The organism is Burkholderia sp. PvR073, assembly GCF_054055695.1.
On sequence record NZ_JBSRXO010000005.1, the window covers coordinates 92,172 to 110,206 of the forward strand.

Genomic DNA, 18,035 nt, shown 5'->3' on the forward strand with positions numbered 1-18,035 from the left:
CGCTTGTGGGGCGCTTGTGGGGCGCTTGTGGGGCGCTTGCGCGCTGCCGGTCAGCCGGCCGCGACGCGCGCGAGCCAGCTCGCGATACCGTCGACGGAACGGAAATCCGCGACGCTGCGCGCCGGCAGCGCCGGATACGCGCCGCCCGCCATCTCGGCCAGCGCGCGACCGGGGCCGAGTTCGAGAAAAGCGGTCGCGCCGGCCTCGACGCACGCGGCCAGGCAGGCCGCCCACTCGACCGGCTCCGCGATCTGCCGCGCGAGCTTGTCGAGCCCCGCGCCGATATCGAGCACCGACGCACCATCGATCCCCGAAAACAGTCGCGTCCCGGGCGGTGGCCGGCGCACGTTCACGGCGGCCAGCGACGCGCGAAACGCAGGGACCGCCGCCGCGAGCCGTCGCGTGTGCGACGCGATCCGCACACACACGGGCGCAACGCGCAGCGCCCCGTCGCGTGCGGCGTCGTCGGCCACCGCGGCGACGTCGGCCTGCCGCCCGGCCACCACGAACGCGTCGCCGGGATTGACGATCGCGATCGCGGCATCGCGTCCGTCGCACAGCTGCGCGAGTTGCCCGCGCGTCAGTCCGCGCACGAACGCCATCCGTTCGTCGCCGCCGCTCGCGGCGTCCATTGCACGCGCACGTGCATCGGCCAGATCCAGCGCGTCGTGCGGATCGATCATCCCCGCGACGCTCCACGACGCGACTTCGCCGACGCTGTATCCCGCGACACAGCGACGCCGCGGCCACACCGTGTCGAGCAACGCGGCCGCCGCGAGCGCCTGCACCGTGCAGAGGATCTGCGCGGCGCGGTTCTCGTGGAGCGCGTCCGGTTCGGCGTGCCGCACCCAGTGGCGCGGATCGTCGCCGAGGAGCCGGCCGGCGTGCGCGAACAGCGCATCGGCCTGCGGCAGCGCGCCGGTCAGCTCGAACATGTCCGCGCGCTGCGCGCCTTGCCCCGAACACAGGATCGCCAGCGTCATCGCCCGTCCTCATCCGCTTCGAGCGCATCGACGAACACGCTCATCGCCAGCAGGTCGGCCGCGCCGCCCGGGCTCAGCCGGCGGGCAACGAATGCGCGGTGTGCGGCCGCCGCGCGCAAGCGCCAGTCGCGGGCGCGTATGCCGCCGCGGGCGACGAACGCGCGTGCCGTGGCCCGAGCGAACTCCAGGCCGGCCTGCCCGCCCCGGTGCAGCAGATTCGTATCGTCGAGCGCGGCGATCAGCGCGAAGCAGGCATCGACACGCGCGGCTTCCGGGTCGCCCGGGACGCTGCGCCGCGCGCGGCGCAGGGCCGGCAACCCGACGCCATATACGGTGGTGAACCCATTGGCCGCCTCGCGCCGCGCGCCGCCGACGCCGTAACGGCGGCTCGCGCGCTCGCCGTGACTGTCGGGCAGCCGCGGGCCGCCGAGGATCTCGGTGCCCCAGCGCCGCGCGACGAACGCGCCGAGCGTCATCGCGCGCGCCGCCGTGCCGGGCACCGTGCGGCGGCCGGCAGCCGCGCACAGCAGCCCGAGCCCGAAGATCGCGCCGCGATGCGTGTTGACGCCGCCGGTCGCGGCGAGCATCGCGTGCTCCGCACGCAGCCCGATCTTGCGCAGCACGGCCATGTCCGCGTCGCGCGCGCCGGCTTCGGCGAGCTCCCCGAAGTACGGCCGCAGCACGGCCGCGCTGCGAGCGAACGTCGCGGCGTCCATGTCCGCATGGCTGCCGGTGTCGACGTGACTGACAAGCCCCGGTTTCGGATACGTGTCGATTTCGAGCACGAGGCTATGCTCGGCCAGTGCGGCGATGCGCTCGGCGTCGGACGGCGCCGTTGCGCGGCGGGCGGCCCCTGCTCTCATCGCGCGCCTCCCGTGAATGCGTCGGCAGACATCAACTCGACGGCGATCGCCGTCTTGACCGCGACTTCAGGCAGCCGCGCATGCAGTTCGCGCCAGTTCACGCCGGCGCCGTCGTCGCGCAGCAGTTCGCCGTCGATACGCATCGGCGCACGCGCGTCGAGCGCCGCCAGGCCGTCGAGCAACGCGGCGAGCGAGGCGGCGGCCGGCAGCGGAAACACGATATCGAGATCGGAGGACGCGCTCAGGTAGCGCTCGCCCGTCAGCGCCTGCCAGGCGAGGCTGCCGAACACGCGGCCCGGCACGCCGCAGCGCGCGCCGAGCGCGTCCAGCTCGCGCAACGTCGCGTGCCATGCGTCGGGCGCGACAGCGAGCACGTCGGCCAGCGCAGGCAGCGGGCCGACCGCCGCCACCGCGTCGGCGGCGACGTTCAGCGCGATGCGCTGCTTGCCCGCGGAAGGCGGCAGCGGCAAGCCGAGCGGAATGCGACCCGCGTCGGCCTCGTCGGGCGAGGCGCGGCGCACGATCAGCGGCCAGCCGTGCGCAACCCACGCCTGCACGAGCGGATCGGCCGCCAGCACGGGATCGCGCGCACATGCCGCGCCCCACCCGGCCGCCGTCAGCGTGACGAGCGTGTGGCGGCGCAGCGGTGTGTCAGCGTGCGGCACGCGCGAGTGCCTCGACGCGTCGCGCGACGTCGGCCGCGACCGGCCGGCCGCGCGCCGCACGACCGTCGCCGCGTTCGGCCGGCCTGCCGAGCCATTCGCCGACCTGCGCGTCGAGCGCGCGGGCCGGATCGAGCACGGCGTCGACGGCGCCCATTTTCACGAGATTGTCGAGCCCCGGCGCGAACACCGGCGTCGAGCGCGCCATCTCCTTCAGCACGTCGATCGGCAGCTTCGTCACGCGCGCCATCGACGGCAGGTCCATCACCTCCGGCTCGGCGCCCGGCACCGCGAGCAGCGTACGGGTCGCGAGCGCGGTCGCGATGAACGCACCCGCGGCCGTATGGCCGTACAGCACGCCGATCGTCCGGTGCCCGGCGAGCTCCGCCTGCATCAGGCATTTCGCGAGATGCGACAGCCCTTCGTTCAGGCCGAGCAGTTCGTCGCGCTTGCTCATCCGCTGGCTGTCGCTGTCGACGAGCACGAGAATCGGCGTGGCGCCGCCGCGCTCGATCGTGTCGAGCACGTGCGACGCGAGCGTCAGCGCTTCGTCGATGCCGAACGGCAAGCGCTCGGAAACGCCGATCACGTCGACGCGCGTGCCGGCCAGCTGCGCGTGGCCCGTCAGCAGGCCGCCGCCACGCGTAATCGAATGGCCTTTGGGAAACAGCGAGGTCAGGACTTCATCGAGCGTCATGCTGCGGCTCCTGCAGTTGGTCGGCGAGCTTCGCGAATTCGTCGTCGGACATGCCCGGGATCGCTTCCGGCATGTCCGCGCCGAGCGCGCGCCACACATCGAGCGCGTCCTTGCAGCCACCGAACCGTTCGACGCGGGCTTCGAGACGCGTCTGCTCCGCGCGCAGCATTGCCACATCGAATGTCGGCGCACGCTCGAGCAGCTCGAGCGCCGCCGCGCGAAACGCGTCCGGCGTGTCGGTCACATAGCGATCCGCGCCGCCGATCAGCCGCCGATGCTTGCCGCCCATCGTGCGCCAGATCAGCGCACGATCCTTCGCGTCGAACTCCTCGACACCGCGATTGGTCTCGATCACCTCGGGGCCCGACACGCTGATGCGCCCCTGCTCGGACACCGCGAGCGCCGAGCAGCACGCGGCGAGCAGCCCTCCGCCGCCGTAGCAGCCCGCGCGCCCGCCGATCAGTCCGATCACCGGCACGCCGGCCGCACGCGCGTCGACGAGCGCCCGCATGATCTCGGCGATCGCGAGCTCGCCCGCGTTCGCTTCCTGCAGCCGCACGCCGCCCGTATCGAACAGGATCAGCACCGGCGTGCCGAGTTCGCGCGCCGCGCGCAGCAGCCCGGTGAGCTTCGCGCCGTGCACTTCGCCGAACGCGCCGCCCATGAAGCGGCCTTCCTGCGCGGCGACGAACACCGGCTTGCCGTCGAGCCGGCCGTGGCCGACCACCATCCCGTCGTCGAACTGCTGCGGCAGATCGAACAGCGGCAGGTGCGGGCTCGTCACGCGTTCGCCCGGCCCGAGAAATTCCGTGAAGCTGCCCGCGTCGAGCAGCCCGTCGACGCGCTGGCGCGCCGACGCTTCGTACCAGCTCGCGCCGTTCGCGACGAACGCGGGCGTGTCATGGATCATGTCGGTCATCATGCGTCCCCCTCGATCGCGCGCACGGCCTGCGCGAGCCGCAGCGACACCATGTCGGGCCGCGCGCCGCCGTCGTTGATCGACAGCTTCAGGCCGCCCGGCGCGCGCCGTTCGACGAAATCCGACACGACGGCCTGCCACACCGCGCCGAAACCGACCGCCGCGGTGCGGATGTCGATCTCGCATTCATTGCCCGGCAGCACGCGCTCGACGAGCACCTCGAGATTGCCGGACGCAACCACGCCGACGAGCGCCGTGGCCCGTTCGCCCTGCGCGCGCTCGCGCGCGGTGAAGCGGTAGTTCAACTGTTCCATGCCCTCTTCCTCACCAGTTGCGGAACCGGGCCGGCGGCGCATACAGGCCGCCCGACCAGTGCACGAGATCCTTGATCGAGCGCGCGGCGAGCCAGCGGCGGTCGGCGTCGAGCGGATCGATGCCGAGATCCTCCGGACGCCGGATCACGCCGCGCTCGCGCAGCCGCTCGACCATCCTGCGGTCGCGGCCGCGGCCGACCTCGGTGTACCCCGCCACGCCGCGGATCGCGTGCTCGCGTTCATCCTTGTCGCGGCACATCAGCAGGTTCGCGATCCCTTCCTCGGTGACGATGTGCGTGACGTCGTCGCCGTAAACCATGATCGGCGCGAGGTCGAGCTGCAGCTTGTCGGCGAGCTTCAGCGCGTCGAGCTTCTCGACGAACATCGGCGCGTTCTTGTCACCGAACGTCTCGCCGATCTGCACGACCAGCTTGCGGCCGCGCCTGAGCGCCGCCGGCGTGTCGGGGTCGGCTTGCGCGCCGGCCTTCAGCCACGGCTCGCTCGGATGACGCCGGCCGCGCGCGTCGCTGCCCATGTTCGGCGCGCCGCCAAAGCCGGCGATCCGCTCGGCCGTGACCGTCGACGAATGGCCCGCGAGGTCGATCTGCAGCGTCGAGCCGATGAACATGTCGCACGCATAGAGGCCCGCGGTCTGGCAGAACGCGCGGTTCGAGCGCAGCGACCCGTCGGAGCCCGTGAACCACACGTCGGAGCGCGCGCGGATGTAGTCGTCCATCCCCACTTCGGAACCGAAGCAGTGAATCTGCTCGACCCAGCCCGACTCGATCGCGGGGATCAGCGTCGGGTGCGGATTGAGCGCCCAGTGCGTGCAGACCTTGCCCTTCAGCCCGAGCTTCGCGCCGTAGGTCGGCAGCAGCAGCTCGATCGCGGCCGTGTTGAAGCCGATCCCGTGGTTCAGGCGCCTGATCCCGTACGGTTCGTAGATGCCCTTGATCGCGAGCATCGCGGTCAGGATCTGCGTTTCGGTGATCGCGGCCGGGTCGCGCGTGAACAGCGGCTCGACGTAGAACGGCCGGCCGGCCTCGACGACGAAATGCACGCGGTCGCCGGGAATGTCGACGCGCGGCACCTTGTCGACGATGCGGTCGACCTGCGCGATCACGATGCCGTCCTTGAACGCGGTGGCCTCGACGACGGTCGGCGTGTCTTCGGTGTTCGGGCCCGTGTACAGGTTACCGTCGCGATCGGCGCTGACCGCGGCGATCAGCGCGACCTGCGGCGTGAGGTCGATGAAGTAGCGTGCGAACAGCTCGAGATACGTGTGCACCGCGCCGAGCGCGATCTTGCCGCCGAACAGCAGCTTCGCGATCCGCTGCGACTGCGGGCCCGAATACGCGAAGTCGAGACGCTTCGCGATGCCGCGCTCGAACACGTCGAGATGCTCGGGCAGCACGACGCCCGACTGCACCATGTGCAGGTCGTGGATCTTCGCGCTGTCGACGTCGGCGAGCGCCGTCGCGAGCAGGTCGGCCTGTTTCTGGTTGTCGCCTTCGAGGCAAACGCGGTCGCCGGGCCGCAGCACCGCTTCGAGCAACGCGACGGTGTCGCGCGCGTCGACCCGCTTGCCCTGCGCGTACGCCGCGCCGGCCGCGAGGCGTGCGTCGCGCGCTTGCCGCGCGTGATTCCATCCCGTCATGAACAGTTCTCCCGCTTCGATGGTCCAGCGGCATTCTAAGCCTGGCGCCGCCGTCGATTGATGATGTTGAAGAATGCGACTCAGAGGACGCCGCGATGGATTCGGCGCGCCGGAAACCGCGCACACCGGCTACACGCGCGGCCCGCCCGAGCGCGGCCCGCCGAGTCGCACGCGGCAGCTATGCGCCGACCAGCGCGCGCGTCGTGAAGAACAGCAGCGACGGGCCGAGCAGGCAGCCGACGCCCGTATGGAACGTCGCGACCAGCGCGCCATACGGCACGAGCCGGCGGTCGGTCGCGGCGAGGCCCGCGCTCACGCCGCTCACGGTGCCGGCGAGGCCGCCGAAGATCATCGCGGAGCGCGGCGTCTTCAGGCCCATGAAGTTGGCCGCGACCGGCGTGCCGACCATCACGATGATCGCCTTGACCAGCCCCGTCGCGATGCTGAGCGCGATCACGTCGGAGCTCGCGCCGATCGCCGCGCCCGTGACGGGCCCGACGATGTAGGTGACGGCGCCCGCGCCAATGGTCGTCATGCTGACCGCATCGGTGTAGCCGAACGCGCGCGCGATGCACGCACCGACGATGAACGGCAGCACGGTGCCGAGCAGCAGCGACACGACGCCGACGAGGCCGGCCTTGCGCGCCTCGGTCGGCTGCACTTCGAACGCGGTCGCGACGATCGCGAAATCGCGCAGCATCGCGCCGCCCATCAGGCCGACACCGGCGAACAACCGCACGTCGGCGAGCCCCTTCTCGCCGCCGGTGAACGCGCCGCCGACATAGGCGAGCACAAGACCGATCACGATCGCGATCGCGGAGCCGTGTACGCGGCCGAATGTGAGCTTGCGCGACGCGATCGACGACAGCCACATGATCAGGCCGACCAGCGCGAACGACGCGACGAGCCCGTTATGGGCGACGGTTTTTTCGAGCATCTGCAACATGGCGGCCTCCTTCACTGTTCTTCGAATTGCGGCACGCCCGCGAAGGCCGTGTCGTCGCGCCCGGTGCGCGCGAGTACCGCGATGCAGCATGCGCAGATCCCGACCGCGCCGACGGCGGCCAGCAGCGCGACCGGTCCGCCCTTCAGCGCGGCGACGACGTTCTGGTTCGCGGCCATCGCGACGACGACCGGGATGTACATCGCGCCCCAGAAACCGACGCCCGCCTCGGTCTCCTTCGGCAGCCAGCCGCGCCGGTGCAGCCACAGGCGCAGGCAGATCAGCAGCAGCATCGCGATGCCGACGCCGCCGACGTTGGTCTTCACGCCGATCGCGGTGCCCAGCAGGTCGCCGAGGAACAGCCCGGCCAGATGGCAGAACGCCAGTAGCGCGGTTCCGTAGATGATCATGAGTCGTCTCCAGTCTCTTCGTGACGGGCGCCTGACGCGTGCGGGAGTCAGGCCCGCACGCCGGTCCCGGGCGCGGACATCTGTCTCCTGCGGCGGGGCGCCGCGACCCGGCGGCTCGTCGTGCGAGCGCATTCTCGGGCGGTCGATGGGATGATGCGGTTTCGGGCCGGACGCCGGATGGCTTAGACTGACCGATGGAGCTGGCGGCGCGGCACGGGCTACGCGTCCGATGTGCCCCCTTGCATGGGCCGCACCAGGGCGTGATCCGATACTAGCGCCGCAAAATCCGGCCATTTATGAAGTTGTCGAAACCGATTCAGTGGATTTAGCAATGCGTCCCTTACCGCCCGAGTTGCTGCGCAGCTTCGTCGCCGTCGCCCAGTCCGGCAGTTTCACCGCCGCGTCCGAGCGCGTGAGCCTGTCGCAGTCGACCGTCAGCCAGCACATCCGCCGCCTCGAGGAACTGCTCGACCGGCCGCTGTTCGAGCGCGACACGCGCAACGTGCACCTGTCGCAGCACGGCGACGCGCTGTTCCGCTACGCGGTGCGCATTCTCGAACTGATGGACGAGGCCGTCACGTCGGTGTGCGGCCCGCCGCTGTCGGGCAAGGTACGGCTTGCGATGTCGGAGGATTTCGCGAGCGCGCACCTGACGGCCGCGCTCGCGAGCTTCGTGCAGCGCAACCCGGACGTCGAGCTCGCGATCTCGACGGGGCTGTCGGGCGACCTGTTCGATGCGCTCGACGAAGGCCGCCACGATCTGGTGTTCGCAAAGCGCGTCGCGGGCAGCCGGCGCGGCCGCGTGATCCGCAGCGAACCGTTGTACTGGTGCACCGGCCCCGATTCGCGGATCACCGGCCACGAGGCCGTGCTGCCGCTCGCGCTGCATCCGGAGCCGAGCGTGTCGCGCCGTCGCGTGCTCGAGTCGCTCGAGGCGGTCGGCCGCCCTTACCGGATCGCCGTCGTGAGCAGCAGCATCGCGGTGCTGCGCGCGGCCGCGAGCGCGGGGCTCGGCGTCAGCGCGTTCGCCGGCTACGTGATTCCGGCCGGGCTCGCCCGGCTCGACGCGGGGCTACCCGAACTCGGCGAACTCGAATACGTGATCGACCGGCCCGCGGCTGCGTCACGCTCGACGCTCGCGCTCGAGGCGACGCTGATCACGGCCGCCGCCGAACTGTAGCGGGCGCTCAGGGCAGGAAACTGCGCCGCCGCGCGTCGATCAGCTCGACGAGCAGCCGGTCGCGCTCGGCCGCCAGTTCCTGCATCGAACGCTCGCCCTGGATCGCGCGCAGTTCGTCGTTCAGCTTGCGATCGACGGCCGGATCGAACGACGGCGTGCCGAGGTCGTCCCACCACGTCGTGATCGGCCCCGACAGGTGTTCGAGGAAGTGTGCGATCCCGCCCGCGCCGCCGCCGAGGTGATAGGTCAGGCACTGCCCCATCAGGCCCCAGCGCAGGCCCGGGCCCCACGCGACGGCCTTGTCCGCATCGGCGACGCTCACCACGCCTTCGCCGACCAGGTGATACACCTCGCGAAACAGCGCGGCCGCGAGCCGGTTCGCGACGTGACCGGTCATTTCCTTGTTGAGCACGATCGTCTGCTTGCCGAGCGCGTCGTAGAACGCCTTCACGCGCGCGATCACGCCCGGGTCGGTCGCGTCGCCGCCGACCAGCTCGACGAGCGGAATCAGGTGCGGCGGGTTGAACGGATGCGCGATCAGGCAGCGTTCCGGATGCTTGTCGCACGCGGTCTGGATCTCCGACATCTTCAGGCCCGACGAACTCGACGCGATCGGCACGCGCGCGGGCAGCACGTCGTCCATCTGCCGGTACAACGCCCGCTTCAGGTCGAGCCGTTCGGGGCCGTTCTCCTGTACGAAATCGACGCCGTCGAGCGCGCGCCCGAGATCCGCGTCGAACGACAGCCGCGCGGAAAGTTCGGCGGCGCGTTCGCCGAGAAACGCGGCGAGTGCGTCGCGCAGCCGCGCGTCGGCCTGCGGCGCGGGATCGGTCGCGACGACGTCGAAGCCCTGCGACAGATAGAAGGCCGCCCAGCTCGCGCCGATCACGCCGGCACCAACGATCGCGATGCGTTGAATGTCCATGTCCGTCCCGTCTCCGTGGTCTGTGGATAGCGCGACGATTGTCGCATCGATTCGCATCGTCACGCGTTGATGCCGGTTGCAATTTCCCTCTTGAAAACCGCCGCGGCGACCTCTAATTACCCGTTGCCAGGCAGTGCCCGTCACGCGCACTGCCCCCGTTTCGACTCAGCGGAAAACCGCGCATCGCACACGCCATCGGCGTCGCGTCGTCGCGTCTTTCGCACTTCATGTTCCGGAGGACCTTCATGAGCGGTATCCATCACGGCTACGACCTGTTCGACGAATTCGCCCGCGTGCAGCGGCAGATGGCGAGCCTGTTCGGCGAGCATCCGACCGGCATTCGCGCGGTGCGGCCGAGCGCGTTTCCCGCGCTGAACGTCGGCGCGACCGACGACGCGATCGAGATCGTCGCGTTCGCCCCCGGCATGGCCGCGGCCGACTTCGACGTATCGATCGACAAGGACCTGCTGACGATCAGCGGCGAGCGCAAGCCCGTGCCGCACGACGCCGGCGACGACGTGCGCACCTACGCGCAGGAGCGCTTTCACGGTGCGTTCCGGCGCGTCGTCGAGCTGCCGCAGAACGCCGACGCCGACAACGTCAGCGCCCGCTATGAAAACGGCTGCCTGCTGATTCGCGTCGGCCGGCGCGAGGCAGCGAAGCCGCGTGCGATCACCGTTCAGTAACCTTCAGGAGAACGACATGAATACCAGCCAGACCCTGACCGAAAACAGGACCGGTGCCGTCCACGCGGCCGCCGCCGAAGCCGCGCGCCGGCCCGCGCTCACGCCGGCCGTCGATATCGTCGAAGACGCTCGGCGCGTCACGCTGCGCGCCGACCTGCCCGGCGTGCCGCGCGAGAACCTCGACGTGAAGGTGCACGACAACACGCTGACGATCGAAGCCGACACGCGCATCGACACGCCGGCCGACCTGCGCGTGCGCCATGCCGAAATCCGCGCGCCGCGCTTCGTGCGCACGTTCGTGCTGAGCCCCGATCTCGACACGTCGAAAATCGATGCGAGCCTGCGCGACGGCGTGCTCACGTTGACGATTCCGCGCCGCGAGGAAACACGCCCGCGCCGCATCGACGTGACGGCCGGCAACGCGTAAGCGCCGGCGCGTGTTCATTGCGTCACGCGCATGACAAAGCCCCGCCAGGCATCACACCTGGCGGGGCTTTTTGCTATGTGCGGCGCGGTACGCGCGCGCCGTCGCGTTCAATCGAAATCGAACAGGTCGAACATCGACTTCTTGCGACGCTGGCCGTCGTGCCGGTAACGGTCGTCGTGCGGGCGGCCGTCGCGCCCCCAGCCATCGTCACGCCCGCGCGGCGCGTGGGCATCGTGCCGCACCGGCGACTCGTCGCGGCGTGCCGGCACCTCGCCGGTTTCGCGTGCGATCAGCTTGTCGAGTTCGCCACGATCGAGCCACACGCCGCGGCACGTCGGACAGTAGTCGATCTCGATCGACTGGCGCTCGGCCATCAGCAGGTCGGGCGTCTTGCAGACCGGACATTTCATCGCGTTTCTCCTTTCGTTGAGAATTCCGAATCGAGGGCGGGCCCTCGCCCGCCCGCTTGCTCAGTGAGCTTCGCCGCGCGCCGCGCGCTTGGCCTTCGCACGACGCGCCAGCATGTTCATGCCCTCGACGAACGCCGAGAACGCCATCGCCGCGTAGATATAGCCCTTCGGCACGTGCGAACCGAAACCTTCCGCGATCAGCGTCATGCCGATCACGACGAGGAACGACAGCGCGAGCATCACGATGGTCGGGTTGCGGTCGATGAAGCGTGCGAGCGGCTGGGCGGCGAACAGCATCACGCTCACCGCAACGATCACCGCGACGAACATGATCGGGACGTGCTCGGTCATGCCGATCGCGGTCACGATGCTGTCGATCGAGAACACGATGTCGAGCATCACGATCTGGCCGATCGCAGCCCAGACCGTCAGGCCGGCCGCGCCGCCGGACGCACCCGAGCCGTCGGCGTCATGCGACACGTGATGATGGATCTCGGTGGTCGCCTTCCACACGAGGAACAGGCCGCCCGACAGCAGGATCATGTCGCGCCACGAGAACGCGTGATCGAACAGCGTGAACACCGGTTCGGTGAGGCTCGCGATCCACGCGACGCTGCCGAGCAGCGCGAGGCGCATCACGAGCGCGAGCGCGATGCCCAGGCGCTGCGTGCGGGCGCGCTGCGCTTCCGGCAGCTTGTTACTGAGGATCGAGATGAAGATCAGGTTGTCGATGCCGAGCACGACTTCCATCACGACGAGCGTCAGGAGCGCGGCCCAGACGGCGGGGTCGGCGGCAAGCGTCAGCAGGTAGTCCATGAAAAGGGCCGATTCGAATGTGGAAAGCCCGATGATAGGCATTCCACGACTTCGTAAAAATCAGCGAGAATCTGATCTTTGGTTCGGTTTTTCCGAAATTTCGATCCGATGCTGAATTTTCGCCATCTGTACTATTTCTGGGTCGTCGTGAAGGAAGGTGGCTTCGCGCGCGCCGCCGAGCGGCTCGACATGGCCGTGCAAACGATCAGCGCGCAGGTGCGCGACCTGGAGAAGTCGCTCGGCCACCAGCTGCTGCGCCCGGCCGGGCGCGGCGTCACGATGACCGATGCGGGCCAAGCCGCGTATGCGCGCGCGGAGGTCATCTTCGAGATGGGCCGGCTGATCCCCGACGAAGTGCGCGCGGCGGCCAGCCAGCCGACCGTGCGGCTCGCGGTCGGCCTCGCGGACGGGATCTCGAAGCTGGCCGCGCATGCGATCCTCGCGCCGGTGCTCGACACGCCCACGCTTCGGCTGCTGTGTCACGAGGGCGAGCACGACGCGCTGCTCGCGGAACTGGCCCTGCATCACCTCGATCTCGTGCTGGCCGGCCAGGGGGCGCCTTCGGGGTCGAATCTGCGCGTGACGAGCGAGCGGCTCGTCGCGTCGCCGGTCGACTGGTACGGGCCCGCGGCGCTCGTCACGCCCGCCGCGCGGCAGCGCTTCCCGCACTGCCTCGCCGAGCTGCCGGTGCTGCTGCCGACCGCCCATTCGGCGCTACGCGCACGCCTGGACCTGTGGCTGGAGCGGGAACGGATCGTGCCCCGCGTGGCCGGCGAATTCGAGGACAGCGCGCTGATGGCCGTGTTCGCGGCACGCGGCCTGGGCGTGTTTCCGCTCAGCGAACTCGGCGCGAACGACGCATCGCTGTTGCGCGGGCTGCGCCGGCTCGGCCGTGCCGGCGACGTGACCGAGGAAATCCATGCGATCCGCTCGCGGCGCGGCGAACACCATCCGCTCGTGTCGCAATTGCTCGCCGTCGCGCACCCGGCGCCGGCCGGCTGAAGCAAGCGCGACATCAAACGAACCTATAATGACGCCCCGGCCATACGAGATTGCCAAGCGCCGTGCACCGGCCCAGCTGTTGCGCGGCATCGCGTGGGCGGCGCCCGCCGCCCCGCACGGCATTTCGCCGAGCCTTTTGAAAGACGCCATGCACAACCGACTTCGCCTGTTTTCCGTTTCGTGCGCGCTCGCGGCCGCGGCCGTGCTGGCGGCGTGCTCGTCGCCGCCCAAGCCGATCTACCAGCAGGAGCAGTTCGACGCGACGAGCAGCCCGTATGCGCACACGTTCCGCTCGAAATCCGACGCGGCCTGCGAGGCCGCGCGTCGCGCGCTGCTGAGCCAGGGCTATGTCGTGTCGTCGTCGCGCAACGATGCGGTCGACGGCAGCAAGAATTTCCAGCCGAACAACGACATGCACGTCGTGATCGAGTTTCACGTCGTGTGCGCGGACGCGAACGCGGACGGCACGTCGAGCATCGCGTACGTGAACGCGGTGCAGGACCGCTACACGCTGAAGAAGTCGAATACGTCGGCCAGCGTCGGGCTCAGCGTGTTCGGGTCGCTGTCGCTGCCGATCGGCTCGAGCGACGACGCGCTCGTGAAGACGGCGAGCGAGACGATTCCCGCCGGCGTGTTCTACGAGCGCTTCTTCAATCTCGTCGAGCATTTCCTGAAGATCGATCCCGCCCGCCGCGATCGCGCAACCGTGAAAGCGGCCGAGAAGGAACCCGTCGCGCCGCTGCCCGAACCCGCACCGACGCCGCAGGGCGAGCCGATGAAGATGACGACGCCCGTCGTGCCAACCCCGCCGGCCGCGCCGGTGCCGCTGTCGGTGCCGAGCGTCGCGCCGACGCCGGGCACGCCCGTCGTGCCGGCCGCACCTGCGGCGGCATCGGCCGTGGTCGCGCCGGGGACGATGCGCGGTGTCGTGCCGGGGGCCGCGCCGGCTTCGGCTCCGGTGCCGGCTTCGGCACCTGCGTCTGCTGCTCCGACGCCCGCTTCGGCTTCGATGCCGGCTGCTTCGGCGCCGGCCGCTTCGCTGTCGGCCGCATCGACGTCGGCTGCTTCGACGCCTGTGGCTGCCACGACCGCGGCTGCAACGCCGGTATCGGCCACGCCCGTATCCGCGGCATCCGCACCTGTGCCGTCGAGCGCCGCTTCGACGACCACAGATAAAGCGCCTGCGTCGGCAGCCGCTCCCGTCACATCGTCCGCGCCGTCCGGCGCTAGCGCGCCCGCCGCGAACTGACTGCGCGAGCGCCGTTACGTCTACGTCTGCAGCCTCGCCCGGCTGCGCCGCGTGACGGGCGGGGGGCGTCGGCGCGTTACCGCAGCGTCGCGTTCAACGTCTGCAGTTGCTCGACCGTCGCCGTCACGCCGCCGCACACGATCACCGCGATGTCCGACGCCGACGCAAGCACCGGCACCGACTGCTCGAGCGCGGCCAATGCCGCGCCGCACGCCGGCTCGACGACGATCCGGTGCTCGTCCAGGAACCGCAACGACGCCGCCACCGCCTGCGCATCCGACACGACGACCGGATGAATCGCATGCCGCGTTGCCCATTCGACCGCCGCGTCACACGGCTGCTTCGCGCCGAGCGACGTCGCGATGCTCGTGATCGCCGGCAATTCGACCGGGCGCCCCTGCGCGACCGAGCGCGCATAGCTGTCGGCACCCTCCGTCTCGACCGCGACCACCGGCACGTCGTGCCAGCCGTTGCGCGCGAGCCCCTCCAGCACGCCGCACAGCAGCCCGCCGCCACCGACCGCGAGCACGACCGCGTCGGGCTTCGGGCCGGTCAGCGCCATCTCGTCGATCATCGTCGCGTGCCCTTGCCACAGCACGGGGTCGTCGAACGGATGCACGAACGCGTCCTGCGCGCCGACGGCCGACAGCGCGAACGCGTTCGCCTCGGCCCAGCTCGCGCCGTGCACGACCACCTCCGCGCCTTCCACACGAATCAGCTCGCGCGCGCGGGCCGACGCGGTTTCCGGCACGACGACGAGCACCGGCACGCCGAGTTCACGACCGCAATACGCCACCGCGATGCCCGCATTGCCGCCTGACGACGACACGAACCGGCGCGCGCCGGCCGCATGCCGCGCTTCGCAAACCGCGCCGATGCCACGCAACTTGAACGAACCGCACGGCTGCAGCGCGTCGAGCTTCAGCCGGATGTTCGTGCCGAGGCGGCGCGACGCGATTTGCGAACGGATATAGGGGGTCGGGATATGAAGCGGCATGGCGCGGGACACGGTGGGGACAGTCGGGACAAGGGAAACGCACGCGGCCTGTGAACAGGCCTGGCAACCGCACCCATCGTACGGCACGCCGGCCATGCTTTCCAATACCATCTGATGACCCTTGCTATGCTTGACAGGCATATCCCCTTCATCGAAACCGGAGCCGACACCGCATGCGCCAGATCGAACTGCGTCACCTGCGTTACTTCGTGGCGGTCGCGCAAGCCGGCAGCGTGATGGCCGGCGCCCGCGCGGCCGGCATCGTCCAGCCTGCGCTGTCGCGGCAGATCCGCGAGCTCGAGGACGCGATCGGTACGCCGCTGCTGATCCGCCGCACGACGGGCGTCACGCTCACGGCGGCCGGCGCGAGTTTCCTGCAGGACGCGACGGGCCTGCTCGCGACGTTGCAGGACAGCCGCGAACGCGCGTTGCGCAGCGCGGCCGGCCAGCTCGGCGAACTGCGGCTCGGCGCGCTGCCGAACTGCCTGCCGCTGCCGGTCGTCGCGAACGTGCTCAGGGCGTTTCGCGACGCGTGTCCGGACGTGAAGCTGTCGATCGCGCCGATGCTGTCCGCCGAGCAGGCGGCGGCGCTGACCCGCGGCCAGCTCGACGGCGGCATCATGGCGTGGCGCCGCGACGAGGCACCGCATCTGTCGGGCGTGCGGCTGCTGAGCGACCGATTCGTGCTGGCGATGCCCGCGCCACCCGGAGGGCGCTTTCACGCGCCGCGCACGCTCGCCGACGTCGCGCACGAACCGTTCGTGTGGTTCGACGCGCAGCGCTCCGCCGCGCACCATCGCTTCCTGATGGCGCAGTGCGAACGCGCGGGCTTCACGCCGCGCATTGCGCAGGTCGGCAGCGATATCCCGACGCTGATCGGGCTCGTCGCGGCCGGCATGGGTTGCGCCTTCGTGCCGGAAAGCGCGTCGCCGACGTGCCCGCGCACGGTCCGGCTCGTCGCGCTCGACGAACTCGCGAGCCGCTTCGACATCGAGTTCGTGTTCGACGGCGCGGCGGCGCCCGCTTCCCCCGTCGTCGCGCGGTTTCTCGATGCCGTGCGCGACGCAGCCGGCCACGCGGACTGACCGAGCGCCGGCGCGCTCAACCCGCGCGCCTGCGACGGATTCCGTAGCATCGCCGACCGCAGATCCGGCCGCGTCGCGCGACGGCCGGCTTCTCTGTCATCGCACGTAAACATCCACTGGAACGTACGAAAATACTTTCAGACTCATGACAATCGGCGCTGCGGCGTCGCTATTTTTAAATTGACACCAAAAACGGCCGTTTAACGTCATTTCGAATCGTTATGCCCCGAAATATACTGCGCCCGCATCCAACCCTCGTGCCAAAGAGAGGATGCCTTCCCGCCCCGGTCACGGTCCCCCTGTGACCGGGGCTTTTTTTGGCCGCGAGCCGCGCCGGTACAGGATCGGCGGGAAGGATGACGCGCTTGCGCCACAACGGGCCGGCTGTCGTGCCCCGTCGCCCGAGCAGCCCGAGGCCGCGGGCCGCGCACGCACGCGGCCCCAAACCCGCATTGTTGACATGAAATCAAGATAATTTCGCCCGGATACGGCTTTTTCCGCAAAAGTCATGCAGGCACACTTCACCCTGTCCACAACGGCCGATGCCGTTGCCCAATGCTTCCAGGAGCGCATCGCGTGAACACCACGACTTCTTCTCCTTCCCGCCCGGGCGGCAGCGCCGCGCTGCCGCTGCTGGCGCTCGCCGCCGGTGCGTTCGGCATCGGCACGACCGAGTTCTCGCCGATGGGCCTGCTGCCCGTGATCGCCGACGGCGTACACGTGTCGATTCCGCAGGCCGGCATGCTGATCAGCGCGTATGCGATCGGCGTGATGGTCGGCGCGCCGCTGATGACGCTGCTGCTCGCGCGCTGGTCGCGCCGCTCGGCGCTGATCGCGCTGATGTCGATCTTCACGATCGGCAACCTGCTGTCGGCCATCGCGCCGGACTACACGACGCTGCTGCTCGCACGACTCGTCACGAGCCTCAACCACGGCGCGTTCTTCGGGCTCGGCTCGGTGGTCGCGGCCGGCCTCGTGCCGCGTGAACGGCAGGCCAGCGCGGTCGCGACGATGTTCATGGGCCTCACGATCGCGAACGTCGGCGGCGTGCCGGCCGCGACCTGGCTCGGCCAGATGATCGGCTGGCGCATGTCGTTCGCGGCCACCGCCGCGCTCGGCCTGATCGCCATCGCCGGCCTGTTCGCCGCGCTGCCGAAGGGCGACGCCGGCAAGATGCCGAACCTGCGTGCCGAACTGTCGGTGCTCACGCGCCCCGTCGTGCTCGGCGCGCTCGCGACCACGGTGCTCGGCGCCGGCGCGATGTTCACGCTCTACACGTACGTCGCTCCGACGCTCGAACACCTGACCGGCGCGACGCCCGGTTTCGTGACCGCGATGCTCGTGCTGATCGGTGTCGGCTTCTCGATCGGCAACATCGCCGGCGGCCGCCTCGCCGACCGCTCGCTCGACGCCACGCTGATCGGCTTCCTGGTGCTGCTGATCGTGACGATGGCCGGGTTCCCGCTGCTCGCCCGCACGCATGTCGGCGCGGCCGCCACGCTGCTGGTGTGGGGTGTCGCGACGTTCGCGGTGGTCCCGCCGCTGCAGATGCGCGTGATGCGTGCCGCACACGAAGCGCCGGGCCTCGCATCGGCCGTCAACATCGGCGCGTTCAACCTCGGCAATGCGGTCGGCGCGGCAGCCGGCGGCGCGGCGATCTCGGCCGGCTTCGGCTACGCGGCCGTGCCGCTCGTCGGCGGGCTGATTGCCGCGGCCGGGCTCGCGCTGGTCGCACTGCAAAGGATGCAACGCCGCCGCGCGCCGGTCGCCGCGAACTCGTAAGCGCACCGCGACCCGCAGGGTGCCGATA

General features: G+C 70.2%; 20 protein-coding genes. 7 read left to right on the forward strand and 13 right to left on the reverse strand.

The genetic code is table 11. The annotated features are described in order from the left end of the window. Window positions 1-50: 50 nt before the first annotated feature. From mdcH to madL, 9 genes are all read right to left on the reverse strand, one after another. Window positions 51-983: a malonate decarboxylase subunit epsilon gene (gene mdcH, locus ACVK00_RS17110; RefSeq protein WP_228907261.1), complete on the reverse strand. Its 933-nt coding sequence runs from the start codon at window positions 981-983 to the stop codon at window positions 51-53. Continuing rightward, complete coding sequence (gene mdcB / locus ACVK00_RS17115; protein ID WP_284895319.1) at window positions 980-1,846, reverse strand: triphosphoribosyl-dephospho-CoA synthase MdcB; 867 nt, start codon at window positions 1,844-1,846, stop codon at window positions 980-982. The genes mdcH and mdcB overlap by 4 nt, the downstream gene beginning before the upstream one ends. Next, a complete protein-coding gene (gene mdcG, locus ACVK00_RS17120) occupies window positions 1,843-2,511 on the reverse strand; it encodes a malonate decarboxylase holo-[acyl-carrier-protein] synthase (RefSeq protein WP_284895318.1) in 669 nt (222 codons plus the stop codon). Before mdcG ends, mdcB begins: the two co-directional genes overlap by 4 nt. Next, window positions 2,498-3,205 carry a biotin-independent malonate decarboxylase subunit gamma gene (gene mdcE, locus ACVK00_RS17125; RefSeq protein WP_228907258.1) on the reverse strand — a complete coding sequence of 236 codons (708 nt, stop codon included), beginning with the start codon at window positions 3,203-3,205 and terminating at the stop codon, window positions 2,498-2,500. The genes mdcG and mdcE overlap by 14 nt, the downstream gene beginning before the upstream one ends. Then, window positions 3,192-4,127: a biotin-independent malonate decarboxylase subunit beta gene (locus tag ACVK00_RS17130; protein ID WP_284895317.1), complete on the reverse strand. Its 936-nt coding sequence runs from the start codon at window positions 4,125-4,127 to the stop codon at window positions 3,192-3,194. Before ACVK00_RS17130 ends, mdcE begins: the two co-directional genes overlap by 14 nt. Next, window positions 4,124-4,438 carry a malonate decarboxylase acyl carrier protein gene (gene mdcC, locus ACVK00_RS17135; RefSeq protein WP_006754569.1) on the reverse strand — a complete coding sequence of 105 codons (315 nt, stop codon included), beginning with the start codon at window positions 4,436-4,438 and terminating at the stop codon, window positions 4,124-4,126. Before mdcC ends, ACVK00_RS17130 begins: the two co-directional genes overlap by 4 nt. Before the next feature lie 10 nt (window positions 4,439-4,448). Next, entirely contained in the window at window positions 4,449-6,095 is a 1,647-nt protein-coding gene (gene mdcA, locus ACVK00_RS17140) for a malonate decarboxylase subunit alpha (protein ID WP_284895316.1), read from the reverse strand. 178 nt (window positions 6,096-6,273) lie between these two features. Then, window positions 6,274-7,041 carry a malonate transporter subunit MadM gene (gene madM, locus ACVK00_RS17145; RefSeq protein WP_228907256.1) on the reverse strand — a complete coding sequence of 256 codons (768 nt, stop codon included), beginning with the start codon at window positions 7,039-7,041 and terminating at the stop codon, window positions 6,274-6,276. Between the two features lie 11 nt (window positions 7,042-7,052). After that, window positions 7,053-7,448 carry a malonate transporter subunit MadL gene (madL, locus tag ACVK00_RS17150; protein ID WP_166726046.1) on the reverse strand — a complete coding sequence of 132 codons (396 nt, stop codon included), beginning with the start codon at window positions 7,446-7,448 and terminating at the stop codon, window positions 7,053-7,055. 331 nt (window positions 7,449-7,779) lie between these two features. Between madL and ACVK00_RS17155 the strand changes: the two genes are divergently transcribed. Continuing rightward, window positions 7,780-8,628 (forward strand): LysR substrate-binding domain-containing protein, encoded by an 849-nt coding sequence (locus ACVK00_RS17155; RefSeq protein WP_011656476.1) that lies wholly within the window; start codon window positions 7,780-7,782, stop codon window positions 8,626-8,628. Window positions 8,629-8,635: 7 nt separating this feature from the next. On the opposite strand, the gene ACVK00_RS17160 is transcribed toward ACVK00_RS17155, so the two are convergent. Then, window positions 8,636-9,553 carry a 3-hydroxyacyl-CoA dehydrogenase NAD-binding domain-containing protein gene (locus ACVK00_RS17160; protein WP_228907255.1) on the reverse strand — a complete coding sequence of 306 codons (918 nt, stop codon included), beginning with the start codon at window positions 9,551-9,553 and terminating at the stop codon, window positions 8,636-8,638. A 245-nt stretch (window positions 9,554-9,798) separates the two neighbouring features. Between ACVK00_RS17160 and ACVK00_RS17165 the strand changes: the two genes are divergently transcribed. Continuing rightward, window positions 9,799-10,239 carry an Hsp20/alpha crystallin family protein gene (locus tag ACVK00_RS17165; RefSeq protein WP_284895315.1) on the forward strand — a complete coding sequence of 147 codons (441 nt, stop codon included), beginning with the start codon at window positions 9,799-9,801 and terminating at the stop codon, window positions 10,237-10,239. A gap of 16 nt (window positions 10,240-10,255) precedes the next feature. After that, window positions 10,256-10,666: an Hsp20/alpha crystallin family protein gene (locus ACVK00_RS17170; protein WP_284895314.1), complete on the forward strand. Its 411-nt coding sequence runs from the start codon at window positions 10,256-10,258 to the stop codon at window positions 10,664-10,666. Window positions 10,667-10,773: 107 nt separating this feature from the next. Here the strand turns inward: ACVK00_RS17170 and ACVK00_RS17175 are convergent, their stop codons facing one another. Both ACVK00_RS17175 and ACVK00_RS17180 read right to left on the reverse strand, forming a co-directional pair. After that, on the reverse strand, window positions 10,774-11,076 hold the full coding sequence (locus ACVK00_RS17175) for a TFIIB-type zinc ribbon-containing protein (RefSeq protein ID WP_284895313.1): 303 nt from the start codon (window positions 11,074-11,076) through the stop codon (window positions 10,774-10,776). Window positions 11,077-11,136: 60 nt separating this feature from the next. Further along, complete coding sequence (locus tag ACVK00_RS17180) at window positions 11,137-11,892, reverse strand: TerC family protein (RefSeq protein ID WP_228907251.1); 756 nt, start codon at window positions 11,890-11,892, stop codon at window positions 11,137-11,139. A 108-nt stretch (window positions 11,893-12,000) separates the two neighbouring features. On the opposite strand from ACVK00_RS17180, the gene ACVK00_RS17185 reads away from it, so the two are divergent. Next, window positions 12,001-12,894: a LysR family transcriptional regulator gene (locus tag ACVK00_RS17185; RefSeq protein ID WP_284895312.1), complete on the forward strand. Its 894-nt coding sequence runs from the start codon at window positions 12,001-12,003 to the stop codon at window positions 12,892-12,894. 148 nt (window positions 12,895-13,042) lie between these two features. Beyond that, window positions 13,043-14,143, forward strand: a complete 1,101-nt coding sequence (locus ACVK00_RS17190) for a DUF2242 domain-containing protein (RefSeq protein WP_284895311.1) — start codon at window positions 13,043-13,045, stop codon at window positions 14,141-14,143. A gap of 76 nt (window positions 14,144-14,219) precedes the next feature. Here the strand turns inward: ACVK00_RS17190 and ACVK00_RS17195 are convergent, their stop codons facing one another. Further along, window positions 14,220-15,140 (reverse strand): pyridoxal-phosphate dependent enzyme, encoded by a 921-nt coding sequence (locus tag ACVK00_RS17195; protein WP_354122951.1) that lies wholly within the window; start codon window positions 15,138-15,140, stop codon window positions 14,220-14,222. Between the two features lie 173 nt (window positions 15,141-15,313). Between ACVK00_RS17195 and ACVK00_RS17200 the strand changes: the two genes are divergently transcribed. Both ACVK00_RS17200 and ACVK00_RS17205 read left to right on the forward strand, forming a co-directional pair. Continuing rightward, entirely contained in the window at window positions 15,314-16,225 is a 912-nt protein-coding gene (locus ACVK00_RS17200; protein ID WP_284895309.1) for a LysR family transcriptional regulator, read from the forward strand. 576 nt (window positions 16,226-16,801) lie between these two features. Beyond that, the gene (locus tag ACVK00_RS17205; protein ID WP_228907247.1) at window positions 16,802-18,007 is read left to right on the forward strand and encodes an MFS transporter; all 1,206 of its coding nucleotides are present in this window, start codon (window positions 16,802-16,804) and stop codon (window positions 18,005-18,007) included. The last annotated feature ends 28 nt before the right edge of the window (window positions 18,008-18,035 follow it).

Bases quoted from the DNA above. Each gene is read 5' to 3' on its own strand.
- mdcB (WP_284895319.1), bottom strand. From the start codon at position 1,846: ATGAGAGCAGGGGCCGCCCGCCGCGCAACGGCGCCGTCCGACGCCGAG.
- madL (WP_166726046.1), bottom strand. From the start codon at position 7,448: ATGATCATCTACGGAACCGCGCTACTGGCGTTCTGCCATCTGGCCGGG.
- ACVK00_RS17190 (WP_284895311.1), top strand. From the start codon at position 13,043: ATGCACAACCGACTTCGCCTGTTTTCCGTTTCGTGCGCGCTCGCGGCC.
- madM (WP_228907256.1), bottom strand. From the start codon at position 7,041: ATGTTGCAGATGCTCGAAAAAACCGTCGCCCATAACGGGCTCGTCGCG.
- ACVK00_RS17170 (WP_284895314.1), top strand. From the start codon at position 10,256: ATGAATACCAGCCAGACCCTGACCGAAAACAGGACCGGTGCCGTCCAC.
- ACVK00_RS17175 (WP_284895313.1), bottom strand. From the start codon at position 11,076: ATGAAATGTCCGGTCTGCAAGACGCCCGACCTGCTGATGGCCGAGCGC.
- ACVK00_RS17185 (WP_284895312.1), top strand. From the start codon at position 12,001: ATGCTGAATTTTCGCCATCTGTACTATTTCTGGGTCGTCGTGAAGGAA.
- ACVK00_RS17165 (WP_284895315.1), top strand. From the start codon at position 9,799: ATGAGCGGTATCCATCACGGCTACGACCTGTTCGACGAATTCGCCCGC.
- ACVK00_RS17195 (WP_354122951.1), bottom strand. From the start codon at position 15,140: ATGCCGCTTCATATCCCGACCCCCTATATCCGTTCGCAAATCGCGTCG.
- ACVK00_RS17155 (WP_011656476.1), top strand. From the start codon at position 7,780: ATGCGTCCCTTACCGCCCGAGTTGCTGCGCAGCTTCGTCGCCGTCGCC.
- mdcA (WP_284895316.1), bottom strand. From the start codon at position 6,095: ATGACGGGATGGAATCACGCGCGGCAAGCGCGCGACGCACGCCTCGCG.
- ACVK00_RS17130 (WP_284895317.1), bottom strand. From the start codon at position 4,127: ATGATGACCGACATGATCCATGACACGCCCGCGTTCGTCGCGAACGGC.
- mdcC (WP_006754569.1), bottom strand. From the start codon at position 4,438: ATGGAACAGTTGAACTACCGCTTCACCGCGCGCGAGCGCGCGCAGGGC.
- ACVK00_RS17200 (WP_284895309.1), top strand. From the start codon at position 15,314: ATGCGCCAGATCGAACTGCGTCACCTGCGTTACTTCGTGGCGGTCGCG.
- ACVK00_RS17180 (WP_228907251.1), bottom strand. From the start codon at position 11,892: ATGGACTACCTGCTGACGCTTGCCGCCGACCCCGCCGTCTGGGCCGCG.
- mdcE (WP_228907258.1), bottom strand. From the start codon at position 3,205: ATGACGCTCGATGAAGTCCTGACCTCGCTGTTTCCCAAAGGCCATTCG.
- ACVK00_RS17160 (WP_228907255.1), bottom strand. From the start codon at position 9,553: ATGGACATTCAACGCATCGCGATCGTTGGTGCCGGCGTGATCGGCGCG.
- mdcH (WP_228907261.1), bottom strand. From the start codon at position 983: ATGACGCTGGCGATCCTGTGTTCGGGGCAAGGCGCGCAGCGCGCGGAC.